Here is a 13893-nt window from a genome sequence, read left to right as displayed (position 1 = left end):
AACAATGAAATATTTAAGACTTTTAATCATCATTACGGTATTTGCTTCGTGTTCTAAAAACATCTATCAAGTATCTAAGAACACGTATCATAAAAAAGCAAAACAATTAGGGAAATCTCTAGTTAAAATTGAGTCAGACACCATAGGAAACAGAACGACAAAGGTTATAGAATCTCAGAATTTTAATTTAAGAAAACCTAATTTAGTTGTTATACATCACACTGCTCAAGATAGTTGTATGCAAACCTATAAAACCTTTGCTTTAGAGCGAACACAAGTAAGCTCTCACTACGTAATTTGCGATGATGGAACCATTACACAAATGCTACACGACCTGGTTAGAGGTTGGCATGCAGGTAATGGAAGTTGGGGTAAAAACACCGACATAAACAGCTCTTCTATTGGTATTGAACTAGATAATAATGGTACAGAACCTTTTTCTTATGCTCAAATTAATAGTTTAACTTTCTTATTAGAAAAGCTGACGAAAAAATATAAAATACCTGCGCAAAATATTATTGGTCATTCGGATATTGCTCCTGGAAGAAAAACAGATCCGAGTGCATTATTTCCTTGGAAATCATTAGCAGAAAGTGGTTTTGGAATTTGGTATACTGAAGAGGATTTAAAGACCGTAACACTTCCGGTAGACTTTAATATTACTTTTGCTTTAAAATATATTGGCTACAATACAGACAATATTAAAAATGCTATTTATTCTTTTAAACTTCATTTTAACCCTAAGGAGTTATCTCATGAATTAACGGAAAAAGATAAAAAGATATTATTTTTAGTGATGAAGGAAATTTAAAATACTTTCAGCAATTATTCATTACACCTCACTTTCTACTATAACCTGTAGAAAAACTTATTAAAAACGATAAATGGAATTAGATTATATTGAAAACATAGACGGACATGATCAGAACATTGTTCGTTTATACAATTTTGACAAAGCAGAAGCAATTCTATTTAGAGACCTAATTGTAGATACCATTATTGATAAAAAACAAAAGTTAGATTTAGCTACCTTAGATTTTATAACGCCACGAAATTGCAATTTAATTTTCGGTTTATTTAAAACTGATGAAGGAATCTTAACCAAAGATAACGAAACTTTTTTTTGTATTTTAACCCTAGAAGGGTTTAGAAATATGGCAAGACTTTTGGAACCTTTTTGCAAAAAAGAGTCTAAAGGATATGAATATTTATATGAAATTGACAACCCTACAGATTTATTATTTTGCCCCACAGCTACTTTTGATGAGGAGTAAATTATTTAATAAAAATCAATAGACACGAAAAACCGCTCCCTTTAAAAACATACAATATTCCTCCTTTTTAAATAACAAAAAACTCCACTGAATTTCGTAAATTAGTAGTCTGTAAAACAGGAACATTTTGCAGTAATAAAGTAATAATTCAAGACAAAGTGACAAAAGAATGTTATGAAAAGAAAAATCGGAATTATTTACTCTTCTATAGACGGACAAACTAAAAAAATTTGTGAAGAACTAAATGCTCATTTCAAGAAAGAGCAAATAAAATCAGCACTATTTTCAATTGAGAATTTTAATGATAATTTATCGGAATTTGACACACTAATAATTGGAGCAAGTATTAGATATGGAAAACACAATAAACAAGTTTATGATTTTATCTTAAAAAACAAAGAGTACCTTAAAGAAATAAAAACAGCCTTTTTCTCAGTTAATTTGGTAGCAAGAAAAGAAAATAAAAACAGCCCTTCTACAAATCCATATCTAATTAAATTTATAAAAGATATAAACTGGACTCCTGATTTATTAGAAGTGTTTGCCGGTAAATTAGATTATAAATCATACTCTTTATTAGATAGAATTATGATTAAACTAATTATGAGATTAACTGATGGCCCTACAAAATCCAAAGAACCTATAGAGTTCACTGACTGGAAAAAAGTCAACGATTTTGGTATTAAAATAAGTCAAAATTATAAAGACACGAAACACATCACCTTGTAAATTTAACAACAAGGCAATGCTCCAATCAATTAAAAAATTATTTCAATAATTCTGGCGTATTAAGAATCAATTCTATTTTTTTGATAATTACAGTAATTTGACTCAATTGTGCTTCAATATTTCTAAAATATAGACTGATATCTCTATTTACCCAACTTTCAGAAATTACTCTGGCCCCCAAACTAATTCTTAAGACAGCACTTTGTATATCGTCTTCAAACTTTACGTTTACTGCCTGCCCAATATGACATTTTTGTGCTGCAAGTCTTATAATTTCTAAAGAAGCTCCTTCAAATTTATTGGAAAGATCAGAGTTTAAAAGCGCATAAAGTTTTTTCACTTTATCAACAGACAATGCTTCTTTATTTTTAAGGATGAAAAAAGGAAAAATAGTTCGAATATTTCTTATTCCAAATTCTTCGTCATTATTTGTATTTAAATTAGACTCATAACCATAAACAGGTTCTAAAAAAGTAGCTTCTTTTATAGAGTCTTCTACAAAATTACAAAACATTTCTATTCCCATATTTCTATATAAAATAGGTGTTTTATAATATCGTTCCATCTCTACAATTGCAGCATTCCAACGCATATAAGAACCATAATTAAATCCGTCTGATAATTCTTTAGAACAAAACCAATTAACTGGCCAATCAGAATGATTAAAATATTGCGTTAATCCTTTTGGCAACTTCTTTTTGGCATCATTAATTTGCAGACTTACACATTCCGGAAAAATTAATGCTCCAGAATACGGAGGTCCTGTAAAATATTTACTTCCGGTAATACTAACAATATACCCCTTGTTTAAATAGTTCTGAATATCTGTAGGATCTAATCTTAACTGTGCTGCATCAATAATTACTTGCAATGACAAATCTTTAAGAGCATCTATTTCTCGCATCATTTTTACACTAGGTGACTGATAACCTAATTTAGAATGATCCATCACGTGTAATACAACTTGTCTTCCTAATTTATGAGTTTCAGTAATTGCTGTAAAAACTTCAGAATCTAATTTTTCTGTTGATTTTAATGCTCCTTTTTCATCTCTAAACGGAATTTTAATAAGATCTACGTCTCTAAAACCTTCCATTTTATCGCCTTTATTCACCGGAAAATTTAAAGCTGTATTATTTTCGAAATGACATCCTTTTAATGCAGCAGGAACTCCACTACCGGTTTCATCGGAAGCAACTAAAATATGTGTAATTTCTTTGTCTGTAACAATTTGACTAATAGCTGCTATTTGAAGTGATGAGTCTGTACCTGAAGGAGAAAAAATTATTTCGCAAGCATCATTTAAAGTAAAAATTTTTCTCAAATTACTTTTTAATAATTCAGAAAACTCTATAGCACTCTCTTTAAATCCATTTTTTAAGCTATTCTTAATTAAAATACTTCTAGTTTTATCTGTTTTATCAAAAGCAAAATTAGAAACACTGGTTGCTGTAGAAGAGGCAAACGTAAAAGCTTCTGGTCTTGGAAAAGGCCTGCAACCATATTTATTTAATAAAGCTATTTCATCAATATTTAATCTATGGTCACCTCCATCCATTAATAAATACTCTGTTGGTTTTGCAAGGTTATCAATAATAGGTTTCCAAGATTTTTCAAATACTTTACTCCCTGTATTTAATCCATGAAACGCTTCTAACTCTTCATGCTCTAATAAAGATTCAGCACTTAGACTGTCTTCATTTTTAATCAAATTAATTAAAAAATAATCAACATTTTCTAACTTTTCTTTATCCTCTTTAGGTAGCAACTTGTAAAAAATTCTAGTTACTTCTAAGGCAGCAATATTACATAAAGAAGTATCTTTTTTTTCACTTTCTAAGGCTTTATACCAAAGTTGCCATTCTATTCCGTATCGTAAATAAACCAATGCCAAAACTGGGTTTCTTAAATATAAAGCACCAATTATTATCGATTCATTCGGAACAATTTTAAAAACTTTTGGTACCGTATTAGAAGTAATAATATTAATGTTATTTATTTTTGGTACCGTATTAAATCTCTTTAAAACATGAACTAGATAATTAATATTTTCTTTTTCAAATAAAGAAGTTCTTTTATATTGATCTTCTATCGCTATATTATTTGTCATAAGTGCTTTATTTTAAACGTTTATTACAACGTCGCTTTCTCTAATGAGTATCTTTTACAGATTATTTAACCTGTAAATATTTAGTGTTTTTTCAGGTGCAAAACTCTGAAAAAAAAGGGTTAATTAATGAATTACTTTGTTAATTTTTTATTTATATAAACTGCAATACCACAGAACTGTTTAAGTTTTTAACTCTGCATTATTAAATCAATCACAAAAAGAGACTGTATAGGTTTTTAACCAGATATAATCAGCTTTTAAAATCATTAATTTTATACCGTTTCTTTAAAAAAATAAGCAGCTAGTTTCTTTTCAATAAAACTTGGAATTCTTTTCGGAAAACGAGACAGAAAATCTACAAAAACAACATCTGACTTAGCTTTACTTAGCAACTCCTTTTGTTCATTTGTTATTTCAAATTCAAAACCGAAACGAACTTTTGGCATTTCTTTAATAATTGTTTTTATGGTAATCAACTCATCAAAGTGAGCTGGTTTCCGGTATTTTATATCAAAAGAAACTACAGGTAACATTATTTGATTTTCCTCTAACTCGACTTCATCTAAACCCAATTTTCGCAATAATTCATTGCGTGCTTGATGACAATAGACTACATAATTGGCATGGTAAACATAGCCCATTTTATCGACTTCCCCATAACGTGGTCTTAATTGAAAAAGATCAGTTATCATAACAATTCTGCTCTAATTTTTCATCACTAAGTTGATTCCCCATCTGATGCTTTTTAGTCTTTAAATAATGTATAGATTACTAATGATGACATGCGTGTGCATGCTCTTTTTTATGCTTGTGACCATGACTTGCACAACTAACATCTGTATCAGAAATTTTACCTTCAACAAACTCTAAAATAACGTCTGCAGATTTACCAGAACAACCGCGTATTACGCCAATCCCAGCAACCACTAATTTACTCATTGCACTATCACCAATATTACCCGCCAACATAAATGTTACACATTCCTTTACTAAAACACTAACAATATTAGATTTACAACCACACTTACCATCCGACTCTAACAATTTTAAGTCTAAAATTTCATTTGTATTAGAAAAAGTATAGATTTCATAAAACTTACATCTTCCAAAATGGTCTGCAATCTTGTTGTCTTTTGTTATTGGTATTGCTATTTTTTTCATAACGAATCATTTATTATCACTATTGTTCTCGTATTGTCTTTTTTACGTCTTCCTTTTCTAAAAGGTCTATTTTCTGGAGATTGATTGGCATCGGATTTAGTTTTTCTACATTCCCCTAATTTCATTCCTGTTTTTGGACCTAAACCTTGTGGACCATTGTTATCAAAATTTGGCATATTCTATTCATTTAGATTCACTAACTCATCTTTATCATTGGCAGGACAATCACCACATGTTGTAGGATTTGTAACACCATCAATTAATTTAAAACACGTTTTACATTTGTACCAATCTTTTTCAAATTCGAAGTTCCCTCCTTTAATAACAATCGATTTACCTTCCACAAAACCTTGTGCAATTTTTTTTAAGGCACTGTTATAAATTCTAGTAAGCGTAGGTCTAGAAACCTCCATTTTTTCTGCCGCAGCATCCTGAGAAAGATTATCATAAATAACCAACTTTACAGCCTCATATTCTTCATACCGCATATCGACATGCTCCGTATCACAAAACCGAATTCCAAACGGCTTAAAACCCAGCATTTTTGGTGGATGATTTACTTTTCTTTTCTTATGAGGTCTAGGCATCTCTTAAATTTTACACAAAGTTAATGAACCTACGTTCATAACAAAATAAAAACAGCATTAATTATCAAAAAAAATTAGATCTTTATTTCTTATCAAACTAACTAAACCTATTTGTGCTATTTTATAATTAAATTTGCGGTCTATAAGAATAATCAATGAGCATCATTTCTAAAGACATACAAAAAGCCATACAATTATTAACCAATGAAGAATTGGTTGCCATACCTACGGAAACAGTTTATGGTTTAGCAGGGAATATTTTTAGCGAGAAAGCAATTAAAAGTATTTTTTCAACTAAAAAGCGTCCGTTTTTTAATCCATTAATTGTACACATCCCTTCTGTTGATGCTTTAGACGGAATTGTAACGCACATTCCTGAAAAAGCAAAGTTATTAGCAGATGCTTTTTGGCCAGGATCTATGACATTGGTCTTAAAAAAGAACAAAAATATTCCTGATATTATTACTGCAGGCAAAGATACGGTTGCCGTTCGTGTACCTAATCACCCAGTAACTTTAGAGTTATTAAGACAATTACCATTTCCTTTAGCAGCACCAAGTGCAAATCCTTTTGGAAGCATAAGCCCTACAAAACCAGCACATGTAGAACGTTATTTTAAAGACGATATAAAAATGGTGCTGGATGGTGAAGCTTGTACAAACGGAATTGAATCTACCATTATTGGTTTTATAAATGACGAACCTATTATTTACAGATTAGGCGCTTTGGCATTAGAAGATATTGAAGCGGTTGTTGGTAAAATTAGCATTAAAAACAAAGAAGAAGTAAGTCCGGATGCTCCAGGAATGTTGGCAAGACATTATGCACCTGCTACTCGTACTTTTTTGGTTGATGATATTGCGAATGAAGTTAAAAAGCATTTAGGCAAAAAAATTGGTGTATTACCTTTTAAAAATTCTTTGAATGATGTTTCTCTAACAGAAATTATATTATCAGAAAAAGGATCTTTGCACGAAGCTGCATCAAAATTATACGATTCTTTACACGAATTAGACCATCTAAAATTAGATGTAATTATTGCAGAAAGATTCCCTGAATTTGGTTTAGGAAAATCTATTAACGACCGTTTGCAAAGAGCAACTTTTAGCCTTTAACTTGATATTTTTTTAATTTGACTTATTTTCAAAAATTTAAAGCAGATATTTCTGACATTAAACTTCCAGAAAAATTTACTTTTCCGTTTTATTATCAACCTCATAAATTGGCTATAATTGCCACAAATGAGTTGCAAGAATATTTAGAAAATCAGACAGATTTTAAACATAATTTTGGTCTTACAGAAATAAAAAACGAATTGCCAATTGGAAAAATGTTTGGGGTTTTAGTGGTTAAAAACAAACAAAATGAAATTGGTTATTTAGCGGCCTTTTCAGGAAAATTAGCCGATAAAAGTTTGCCTTTAAAATTTGCTCCTCCTGTTTTTAACATGAGAACAGAAGGAAGTTTTTACATAAAAGGTGAAAAAGAAATAGACCAAATAAACGCTCAATTATCTCTTTTAAAAAAGGATAAAAATTATTTAAAACTGAAAAAAACCTTTTTAAAATTATCGAAAGAAATTGAAGAAGATTTAGTCCTAGAAAGAAAAAAACTGAAACTTCAGAAAAAAGATAGAAAGACTAGAAAAACAAACGGACAAGCAACTTTAAATGAGAAAGATTTTAACAACCTCAACAAAGTATTAGTTCAAGAAAGTTTTAACGACCAGTTTTATTACAAAGAATTAGTAGAATACTACGAAGATAAAATCGCAAAAAAAAGGACAGAATTAACTCTTTTTGAAAACAAAATTGCAGCATTAAAAAAAGATAGAAAAGAAAAATCAAATTATTTACAACAAACTCTTTTTAGTAAATATGCTTTTTTAAATCAAGAGAAAGAGCTGCGTAGTTTATTAGATATTTTTAACAATCCAGCAATAAAGCCTCCTGCAGGTTCAGGTGAATGTTCTGCTCCTAAATTACTACAACATGCTTTTTCAAACGACTATACGCCTATTTGTATGGCCGAATTTTGGTGGGGAATTTCGCCAAACTCAGCAATTAGAAAACACAAGAACTTTTATCCTGCCTGCCAAGGTAGATGTAAACCTATTTTAACACATATGTTAGATGGTATTACAATGGATGAAAATTTATTGTTAGAAAATTTAGCTGAAAAACAAGAATTAGAAATCATTTATGAAGATGATGTTTTATTGGTTGTAAATAAACCGACCGAGTTTTTATCTGTACCAGGAAAAGATATTTCCGACTCTGTATATACTCGCATTAAAGAAAAATATCCAGACGCTACAGGGCCATTAATTGTACACAGATTAGACATGTCTACTTCTGGAATTTTATTATTGACCAAAACAAAAGAAGCTAATAAAGTATTACAAAGTCAGTTTATAAATAGAACAGTAAAAAAACGATACGTTGCTTTATTAGACGGAAACTTAACCGAAGAAAGCGGAAAAATAAAACTTCCTTTACGTGTAGATTTAGACGACAGACCCAAGCAATTAGTAGATTTTGTTCATGGAAAAAATGCAGAAACTGACTGGAAAATCATCCATAGAGAAAATGGAAAGACAAAAGTCCATTTTTACCCAATTACAGGACGAACACATCAATTAAGAGTTCATGCTGCTCATATAAACGGATTAAACACCCCAATTATTGGTGATGATTTATACGGTAACAAAGAAAACAGGTTGCATTTACATGCTGAATTTATAGAGTTTTCACATCCAACAACTCACAAGAGAATGAGCTTTACAGTGGCACCAGATTTTTAGAAAAACGAAAATCCGATCCCTAAAGAAACACTGTCTAATCTATTATTTTCGAAACCAATGATTCCTTTTCTATGAAAATCTAAACGAACTATTGTGTTCCATCTTTCTTCCCCTGCAACCTGAGTACCTAATCCTATTCGGTAATAATTTCCGTCAGGATAATTACTAGATGGACGCCACATTTTTCCGTAACTCACTTCTGTAAAAAAATTATCTCCTTCATCTTCGGTTATATTATATTTTAAACTCACGTAAGTTGGAAAAGCACTTACGGCATAATTCCAATGATAATCGAAACCGCCATTTACACTTATAGCAACTCTTTTTTTAATTTCATATCCAAACCCCATTCTAAAAAAAATTGCTGAAGGAATTAAAAATGTTTCACCATCATCTGGATCTAACGTATAATGTTCATTAACAGCAAAAGTTAAATTTGCTGAACCTGTAAAAAAAGGTTTTCCAAGTTTTTCTTGTGATAGTAAAGTTTGAATCGTACAAAAAAACAGGAGTAAAAGTAGTATTTTTTTCATTGCATTATATTGGGTACCAAAACTTAAGCAATAACTATTCCATTGCCTATATTCTTGTTAATATTTAATCCTTTAGTATTTTTAAAAATATATTTCTATCAATTTCTTGGGCTCCTAAACTCGCTAAATGATCATTATACATTTGGCAATCTATTAAAGTATACTCTTTCTTTTCAGCTAGATGAATAAATGCCAATTTAGAAGCATTAGAAACTTTACTAAACATACTTTCTCCACAGAAAATATTGTTGATCTCTAAACCGTACAAACCGCCCACTAATTGGTTGTCTTGCCAAACCTCTATAGATTTTGCAATACCTTTATTATGTAAATTAATGTAAGCCTGCTCCATATCATCAGTAATCCAAGTACCAAAACCATCACTTCTTTCAATGTTTTTACAATGGTAGATTACTTCTCTAAACGCTTTATTTTCTGTGATGGTAAACTCACCTTTATTAATGATTTTTCGCATCGATTTAGAAACTTTAATTTCACCGGGAAACAACACCATTCTTTCCAACGGACAATACCAAACAATAGGTTCTCCTTCTGAAAACCAAGGAAAAATTCCATTTTTGTAGGCACAAATTAACCGTTCATCAGATAAATCTCCACCTAAAGCGATAATTCCATCATTAGTAGTAAATTCATAGGGCGGAAATTCAATTTTATCTGTAAGCCAAATCATAGAAATTTATTTGTTGCTAAATTAAGGAATTCATAAAAGAGTAGGAATATAAATTATTGTTCACTTTATAAAAATTAAGTCCTTATTTTTGTACTCTGTTTAAAGAAAAAGAGAAATCTAAAATGGCAAAAAAAACAAAACAAAAAACAAAAACGCATAGAGCTAAATTGATGCACTCCTATTTCCATAGAACAGGGTTCTATATGTTTATATGGGAGAGTTTAAAGAAAGCTTTCTGGCCAATTGTAATTGTTGTTGCATGTTTATTTCTTTTTAACGAATATGTATACAACATTAATGATGGATTACATCATTTTACAGAAACGGTTTCTAGACTTACAGTTTTAATATTCTTCTTTGCTTCTGAAACCTTGTTAGGCTTGGTACCTCCAGAAATATTTATTGCGTGGTCTAAAAAAACACCAGACCCAATATTAAACTTAGCAATTTTAGCTACTTTATCATATTCTGGTGGTTTAGTTTCTTACTTTATAGGTAAAACTGCATTAAGAATTAAATCTGTTAAAGAATATTTAGAAGTAAAAATGGCTAAGAATTTAAAAAACACTCGAAAATGGGGTGGTATTTTAATTCTAGTAGGTGCTTTGTTTCCATTACCCTTTTCTATTGCTTGTATTGCTGCAGGAATGATAAAATACCCATTTAATAAAGTTATCTTTTTTGGTTTATTTCGTTTTATTAGATTTGCAATATATGCTTGGGCAATTTTTCAGGTTGTAGATTAAATTCAGATTAAAATAATTATATTAGTATTATGGGATTAACAAATAATGACATTTTAAAAAAACTACGTGTAGCTCATAAATTACGAGATACAGATATTGTAGAGATTTGTGCTTTGGTAGATTTTAAAGTAAGTAAAGCAGAACTAGGTGCCTTATTTAGAAGTGAAGAACACCCAAAATATGTAGAATGTCAAGATCAAATATTACGTAATTTCTTAAACGGATTGGTTGTTCATTTACGTGGACCAATGCCTAAAAAAGGTGAAAAGAAATAAGTTTTTATTTTTTTGATGTTTAGATTGTTTCGCTTTTAGACACAAGAAACAAGACTAACAAAAAAATAAACAAACCTTTATAAATATAAAAGAGAGATTTCAATAATGAAATCTCTCTTTTTATTTGTCTTGATTCTTAATGTTAAAAATCTTGATGCTATTTAAAACGGTAAATCGTCTGGCTCTTCATCTGTAACTTTAGATGCTGGCTGAAATTGATCTACTGGAGGCAAATTCCCACCACCTGCAGCTGCTTGAGATAAATTCTCTATTCTCCACCCAACTATTGAGTTAAAATATTTAGCTTCACCTTGTGGGTTAATCCACTCTCTACCTCTTAAATTGATAGATACTTTTACATCTTGCCCAACTTTGTAATTGTTTAATAAATCAGTTTTATCTTGTTGAAACTCGATATTAATCATTTGCGGATATTGATCATCTGTTGTAACCACTAATTCTCTCTTTTGAAATCCGTTTGATCCAAATGTTTGAACGTCTCCAATTAATTTTACTTTACCAATAACTTCCATAATTTCTAATTTAATAAAAGTACTTTCCAAGCACTTTCTACATCATTCTTTTTTAAATACTCTTGGGCAAATGTATGTTTTTTTGTGGTTTCTAGTCCAATAAACTCTAAATGATCTTTCTTAAAGTTATTAACATCTGCTTCTGTTGGCAATTGTTCTACATTACCTAACATTCCTAAATTATTCCCTGTTAACACCCTACTATTTCTTATTTCTAAAGGTATTTTGTCAACTCCAATACCTAAAGTACTTACTGGTTTTGGTATCTCAAAAAAACCATCTTTAGCCCTAGTATAAAAATTACCTCCTGCTCTTGCCACCAAGTCTATTTTATGCTGATCTATGCTTCCGTCATCTCCTATAACGGCTTCAGAAATATGTACTTTAACCACCTCGCAAACTATTAAATTTCCAGCCCCACCTTCATCACCAGTAAAAATAACATCATTTACTTTGCATTCTAATTGCACTGGAGATTCTGCTACTCTAAATGGTTTTATAAGATCTGAAGGCAACATGGTAAACCCAGCTTTTTCAAATTCATTTACCCCTTGCGGATATTCTGTACTACTTAAAGACATTTGTTGCACCATGGCATAGTTTACCACATTTATAACCACTTCTTTGGTAACCAAAACATTCTCTAACGTGTGTTTTGTAGTATTATCTTTTACTCTTCTAGCAGGCGAAAAAACTAATATAGGCGGATTTGCTCCAAAAATATTAAAAAAACTAAAAGGAGATAAATTAGGGTTTCCATCTGCATCAACCGTACTTGCAAAAGCAATAGGTCTTGGCGCAATGGCGCCTAATAAATAACCATGTAATTTTTGGGTAGAAATCTCTTTTGGATTGATAGATAGCATACTTATAAATTTTACTAAATGCCATTTAGAGCACAACTAAAAAGTTTAACGAAATTCTATATCTTCGTTTGATACTTTTATCAGAATAAAATTTTGAAAAAAAGTAAAAATGCTAACTGGCAATTATTATTTGCTTTGTAAAGATACTATCTAATCTTTAAATGAGTTATACAGAGGAAACCTTATATTTGTTTTGATGAACATTTTTTCTAATACCCTTTTATTTAAACGAATTACCATTCTTGTTTCGTTTATTATTGTTTCTTTAATTTTATGGAACACCTATACTTTCTTTCAGAAATTTAAACAAGAAGAGCGTATAAAAATGGAAATTTTAGCAACTGCCCAAAAAGAAATTGCTAGCGATACCAACTTAGATGCCAATGTAGATTTACCCTTAAAAATTATTGAGAATAACAATAATATTCCTATGATTTTGGTGAATGATAAAGGAGAAATAGAATATTTTCAGAACCTTGATTCCGTAAAAGCTTTAAACCCTAAATATCTAGAAAAACAGCTGCTAGAAATGAAGGCAGAGAACCTACCAATAGAGGTTAGCTATAAAGGAAAAAATAAACAATTTATCTATTACCGGAATTCTGATTTACTAAACAGATTAACCTATTATCCTATTGCGTTAATTTTAATTTTATTTCTATTTTTGAGTGTTATTTATATGTTTTACAGCTCTAATAAAGTTGCAGAAACCAATAAACTTTGGACTGGTATGGCTAAGGAAACGGCACATCAAATTGGTACACCTTTGTCTTCTCTTTTAGGATGGATTGCCATTTTAAAAATGGAAAAAGTAGATGACAAATATGTAGAAGAAATAGAAAAAGATGTTAGTAGATTAAATACCATTGCCAATCGTTTTTCTAAAATTGGTTCTACGCCAGAGCTTGAAAAAGAAAACGTAGTTGCCATAACAAAACAAGCTTTCGATTACCTAGAATCTAGAAGTTCTAAACAAATTTCTTTCTCTTTTACAACTTCAGATACCGAGATTTACACCAATTTAAATACAGAGTTGTTTGGTTGGGTTATAGAAAACCTTATTAAAAATGCTATTGACGCCATGTTGGGTAAAGGTCAACTAGACTTAAATATAGAAAACACTACTAAAAAAGTAAAAATTACAGTTTCAGACACCGGAAAGGGAATGCCAAAAAAACTATTTAGACAGATTTTTAAACCGGGTTTTACGACCAAAAAACGTGGTTGGGGCTTAGGTTTGTCGCTATCTAAACGTATTGTTTCTGATTATCACAAAGGAAAAATATTTGTGCAAAAATCTGAAATAGGAAAAGGAACTACTTTTGAGATTCTGTTAGATAAAGTGTAGTTTTTTTAAAACAACACACAAATACCTTTCATAAAACGAGAAAAAGCTTTAAAACACTACACACAGCTACTATTACTCTTTTTTATCAAAAAAAAAATACCGTTTAAAGAAAGTAACTTGCAATTCGTCTAACCTACAAAACGAATCAAATAATAATATCCTAATTTTAAAGAGTCTTCTATAAATTTGTATCGCAACAGATTAACTTATAACACTTTGCACATTGTTATACAAATT

The 13893-nt window shown here is 30.2% G+C and carries 17 protein-coding genes; 8 read left to right on the top strand and 9 right to left on the bottom strand.

What is annotated here, in order from left to right:
- The first annotated feature begins 4 nt into the window (after window positions 1-4).
- The 3 genes from H0I29_RS08205 to hemG all read left to right on the top strand — a co-directional run bounded on the left by H0I29_RS08205 (window position 5) and on the right by hemG (window position 2003).
- Window positions 5-811 (top strand): N-acetylmuramoyl-L-alanine amidase, encoded by an 807-nt coding sequence (locus H0I29_RS08205; protein ID WP_218755050.1) that lies wholly within the window; start codon window positions 5-7, stop codon window positions 809-811.
- 73 nt (window positions 812-884) lie between these two features.
- On the top strand, window positions 885-1274 hold the full coding sequence (locus H0I29_RS08200) for a hypothetical protein (protein WP_218732325.1): 390 nt from the start codon (window positions 885-887) through the stop codon (window positions 1272-1274).
- 174 nt (window positions 1275-1448) lie between these two features.
- Window positions 1449-2003, top strand: a complete 555-nt coding sequence (gene hemG, locus H0I29_RS08195; protein ID WP_218755049.1) for a menaquinone-dependent protoporphyrinogen IX dehydrogenase — start codon at window positions 1449-1451, stop codon at window positions 2001-2003.
- A gap of 37 nt (window positions 2004-2040) precedes the next feature.
- Here hemG and H0I29_RS08190 read toward each other — a convergent pair whose 3' ends face one another.
- The 5 genes from H0I29_RS08190 to H0I29_RS08170 all read right to left on the bottom strand — a co-directional run bounded on the left by H0I29_RS08190 (window position 2041) and on the right by H0I29_RS08170 (window position 5861).
- A complete protein-coding gene (locus H0I29_RS08190; RefSeq protein ID WP_218755048.1) occupies window positions 2041-4113 on the bottom strand; it encodes a hypothetical protein in 2073 nt (690 codons plus the stop codon).
- Window positions 4114-4385: 272 nt separating this feature from the next.
- A complete protein-coding gene (locus H0I29_RS08185; protein ID WP_218755047.1) occupies window positions 4386-4805 on the bottom strand; it encodes a thioesterase family protein in 420 nt (139 codons plus the stop codon).
- Between the two features lie 79 nt (window positions 4806-4884).
- Window positions 4885-5274, bottom strand: a complete 390-nt coding sequence (locus H0I29_RS08180) for a NifB/NifX family molybdenum-iron cluster-binding protein (protein ID WP_218732321.1) — start codon at window positions 5272-5274, stop codon at window positions 4885-4887.
- Window positions 5271-5450, bottom strand: a complete 180-nt coding sequence (locus tag H0I29_RS08175; protein WP_218755046.1) for a DUF5320 domain-containing protein — start codon at window positions 5448-5450, stop codon at window positions 5271-5273. Before H0I29_RS08175 ends, H0I29_RS08180 begins: the two co-directional genes overlap by 4 nt.
- A 3-nt stretch (window positions 5451-5453) precedes the next feature.
- Window positions 5454-5861 carry a DUF134 domain-containing protein gene (locus H0I29_RS08170; protein ID WP_218755045.1) on the bottom strand — a complete coding sequence of 136 codons (408 nt, stop codon included), beginning with the start codon at window positions 5859-5861 and terminating at the stop codon, window positions 5454-5456.
- Window positions 5862-6016: 155 nt separating this feature from the next.
- On the opposite strand from H0I29_RS08170, the gene H0I29_RS08165 reads away from it, so the two are divergent.
- Both H0I29_RS08165 and H0I29_RS08160 read left to right on the top strand, forming a co-directional pair.
- The gene (locus H0I29_RS08165) at window positions 6017-6976 is read left to right on the top strand and encodes an L-threonylcarbamoyladenylate synthase (RefSeq protein ID WP_218755044.1); all 960 of its coding nucleotides are present in this window, start codon (window positions 6017-6019) and stop codon (window positions 6974-6976) included.
- A gap of 17 nt (window positions 6977-6993) precedes the next feature.
- Window positions 6994-8664: an RluA family pseudouridine synthase gene (locus tag H0I29_RS08160; RefSeq protein ID WP_218755043.1), complete on the top strand. Its 1671-nt coding sequence runs from the start codon at window positions 6994-6996 to the stop codon at window positions 8662-8664.
- Here H0I29_RS08160 and H0I29_RS08155 read toward each other — a convergent pair.
- On the bottom strand, window positions 8661-9197 hold the full coding sequence (locus H0I29_RS08155) for a hypothetical protein (protein ID WP_218732316.1): 537 nt from the start codon (window positions 9195-9197) through the stop codon (window positions 8661-8663). The two genes, H0I29_RS08160 and H0I29_RS08155, sit on opposite strands and share 4 nt — an antisense overlap.
- 64 nt (window positions 9198-9261) lie before the next feature.
- Window positions 9262-9888 carry a leucyl/phenylalanyl-tRNA--protein transferase gene (gene aat / locus H0I29_RS08150; protein WP_218755042.1) on the bottom strand — a complete coding sequence of 209 codons (627 nt, stop codon included), beginning with the start codon at window positions 9886-9888 and terminating at the stop codon, window positions 9262-9264.
- A 122-nt stretch (window positions 9889-10010) separates the two neighbouring features.
- Here aat and H0I29_RS08145 point away from each other — a divergent pair, with 122 nt between their 5' ends.
- Entirely contained in the window at window positions 10011-10634 is a 624-nt protein-coding gene (locus tag H0I29_RS08145; protein ID WP_218755041.1) for a YqaA family protein, read from the top strand.
- Window positions 10635-10663: 29 nt separating this feature from the next.
- A complete protein-coding gene (locus H0I29_RS08140; protein ID WP_068449322.1) occupies window positions 10664-10909 on the top strand; it encodes a DUF1456 family protein in 246 nt (81 codons plus the stop codon).
- A 161-nt stretch (window positions 10910-11070) separates the two neighbouring features.
- Here the strand turns inward: H0I29_RS08140 and H0I29_RS08135 are convergent, their stop codons facing one another.
- Complete coding sequence (locus tag H0I29_RS08135; protein WP_165733870.1) at window positions 11071-11442, bottom strand: DUF3127 domain-containing protein; 372 nt, start codon at window positions 11440-11442, stop codon at window positions 11071-11073.
- Between the two features lie 5 nt (window positions 11443-11447).
- On the bottom strand, window positions 11448-12308 hold the full coding sequence (locus H0I29_RS08130) for a flavin reductase family protein (protein WP_218755040.1): 861 nt from the start codon (window positions 12306-12308) through the stop codon (window positions 11448-11450).
- A gap of 196 nt (window positions 12309-12504) precedes the next feature.
- Between H0I29_RS08130 and H0I29_RS08125 the strand changes: the two genes are divergently transcribed.
- Entirely contained in the window at window positions 12505-13656 is a 1152-nt protein-coding gene (locus H0I29_RS08125; protein WP_218755039.1) for a HAMP domain-containing sensor histidine kinase, read from the top strand.
- The last annotated feature ends 237 nt before the right edge of the window (window positions 13657-13893 follow it).

The organism is Polaribacter sp. R2A056_3_33, from assembly GCF_019278485.1.
In the GTDB taxonomy this organism is placed as follows: Bacteria; Bacteroidota; Bacteroidia; order Flavobacteriales; family Flavobacteriaceae; genus Polaribacter.
This window is presented reverse-complemented; position numbering and strand designations above follow the sequence as displayed.

Coding starts and splice junctions, on each gene's coding strand:
- H0I29_RS08205 (WP_218755050.1), top strand. CDS start 5: ATGAAATATTTAAGACTTTTAATCATCATTACGGTATTTGCTTCGTGT.
- H0I29_RS08200 (WP_218732325.1), top strand. CDS start 885: ATGGAATTAGATTATATTGAAAACATAGACGGACATGATCAGAACATT.
- hemG (WP_218755049.1), top strand. CDS start 1,449: ATGAAAAGAAAAATCGGAATTATTTACTCTTCTATAGACGGACAAACT.
- H0I29_RS08190 (WP_218755048.1), bottom strand. CDS start 4,113: ATGACAAATAATATAGCGATAGAAGATCAATATAAAAGAACTTCTTTA.
- H0I29_RS08185 (WP_218755047.1), bottom strand. CDS start 4,805: ATGATAACTGATCTTTTTCAATTAAGACCACGTTATGGGGAAGTCGAT.
- H0I29_RS08180 (WP_218732321.1), bottom strand. CDS start 5,274: ATGAAAAAAATAGCAATACCAATAACAAAAGACAACAAGATTGCAGAC.
- H0I29_RS08175 (WP_218755046.1), bottom strand. CDS start 5,450: ATGCCAAATTTTGATAACAATGGTCCACAAGGTTTAGGTCCAAAAACA.
- H0I29_RS08170 (WP_218755045.1), bottom strand. CDS start 5,861: ATGCCTAGACCTCATAAGAAAAGAAAAGTAAATCATCCACCAAAAATG.
- H0I29_RS08165 (WP_218755044.1), top strand. CDS start 6,017: ATGAGCATCATTTCTAAAGACATACAAAAAGCCATACAATTATTAACC.
- H0I29_RS08155 (WP_218732316.1), bottom strand. CDS start 9,197: ATGAAAAAAATACTACTTTTACTCCTGTTTTTTTGTACGATTCAAACT.
- aat (WP_218755042.1), bottom strand. CDS start 9,888: ATGATTTGGCTTACAGATAAAATTGAATTTCCGCCCTATGAATTTACT.
- H0I29_RS08145 (WP_218755041.1), top strand. CDS start 10,011: ATGGCAAAAAAAACAAAACAAAAAACAAAAACGCATAGAGCTAAATTG.
- H0I29_RS08140 (WP_068449322.1), top strand. CDS start 10,664: ATGGGATTAACAAATAATGACATTTTAAAAAAACTACGTGTAGCTCAT.
- H0I29_RS08135 (WP_165733870.1), bottom strand. CDS start 11,442: ATGGAAGTTATTGGTAAAGTAAAATTAATTGGAGACGTTCAAACATTT.
- H0I29_RS08130 (WP_218755040.1), bottom strand. CDS start 12,308: ATGCTATCTATCAATCCAAAAGAGATTTCTACCCAAAAATTACATGGT.
- H0I29_RS08125 (WP_218755039.1), top strand. CDS start 12,505: ATGAACATTTTTTCTAATACCCTTTTATTTAAACGAATTACCATTCTT.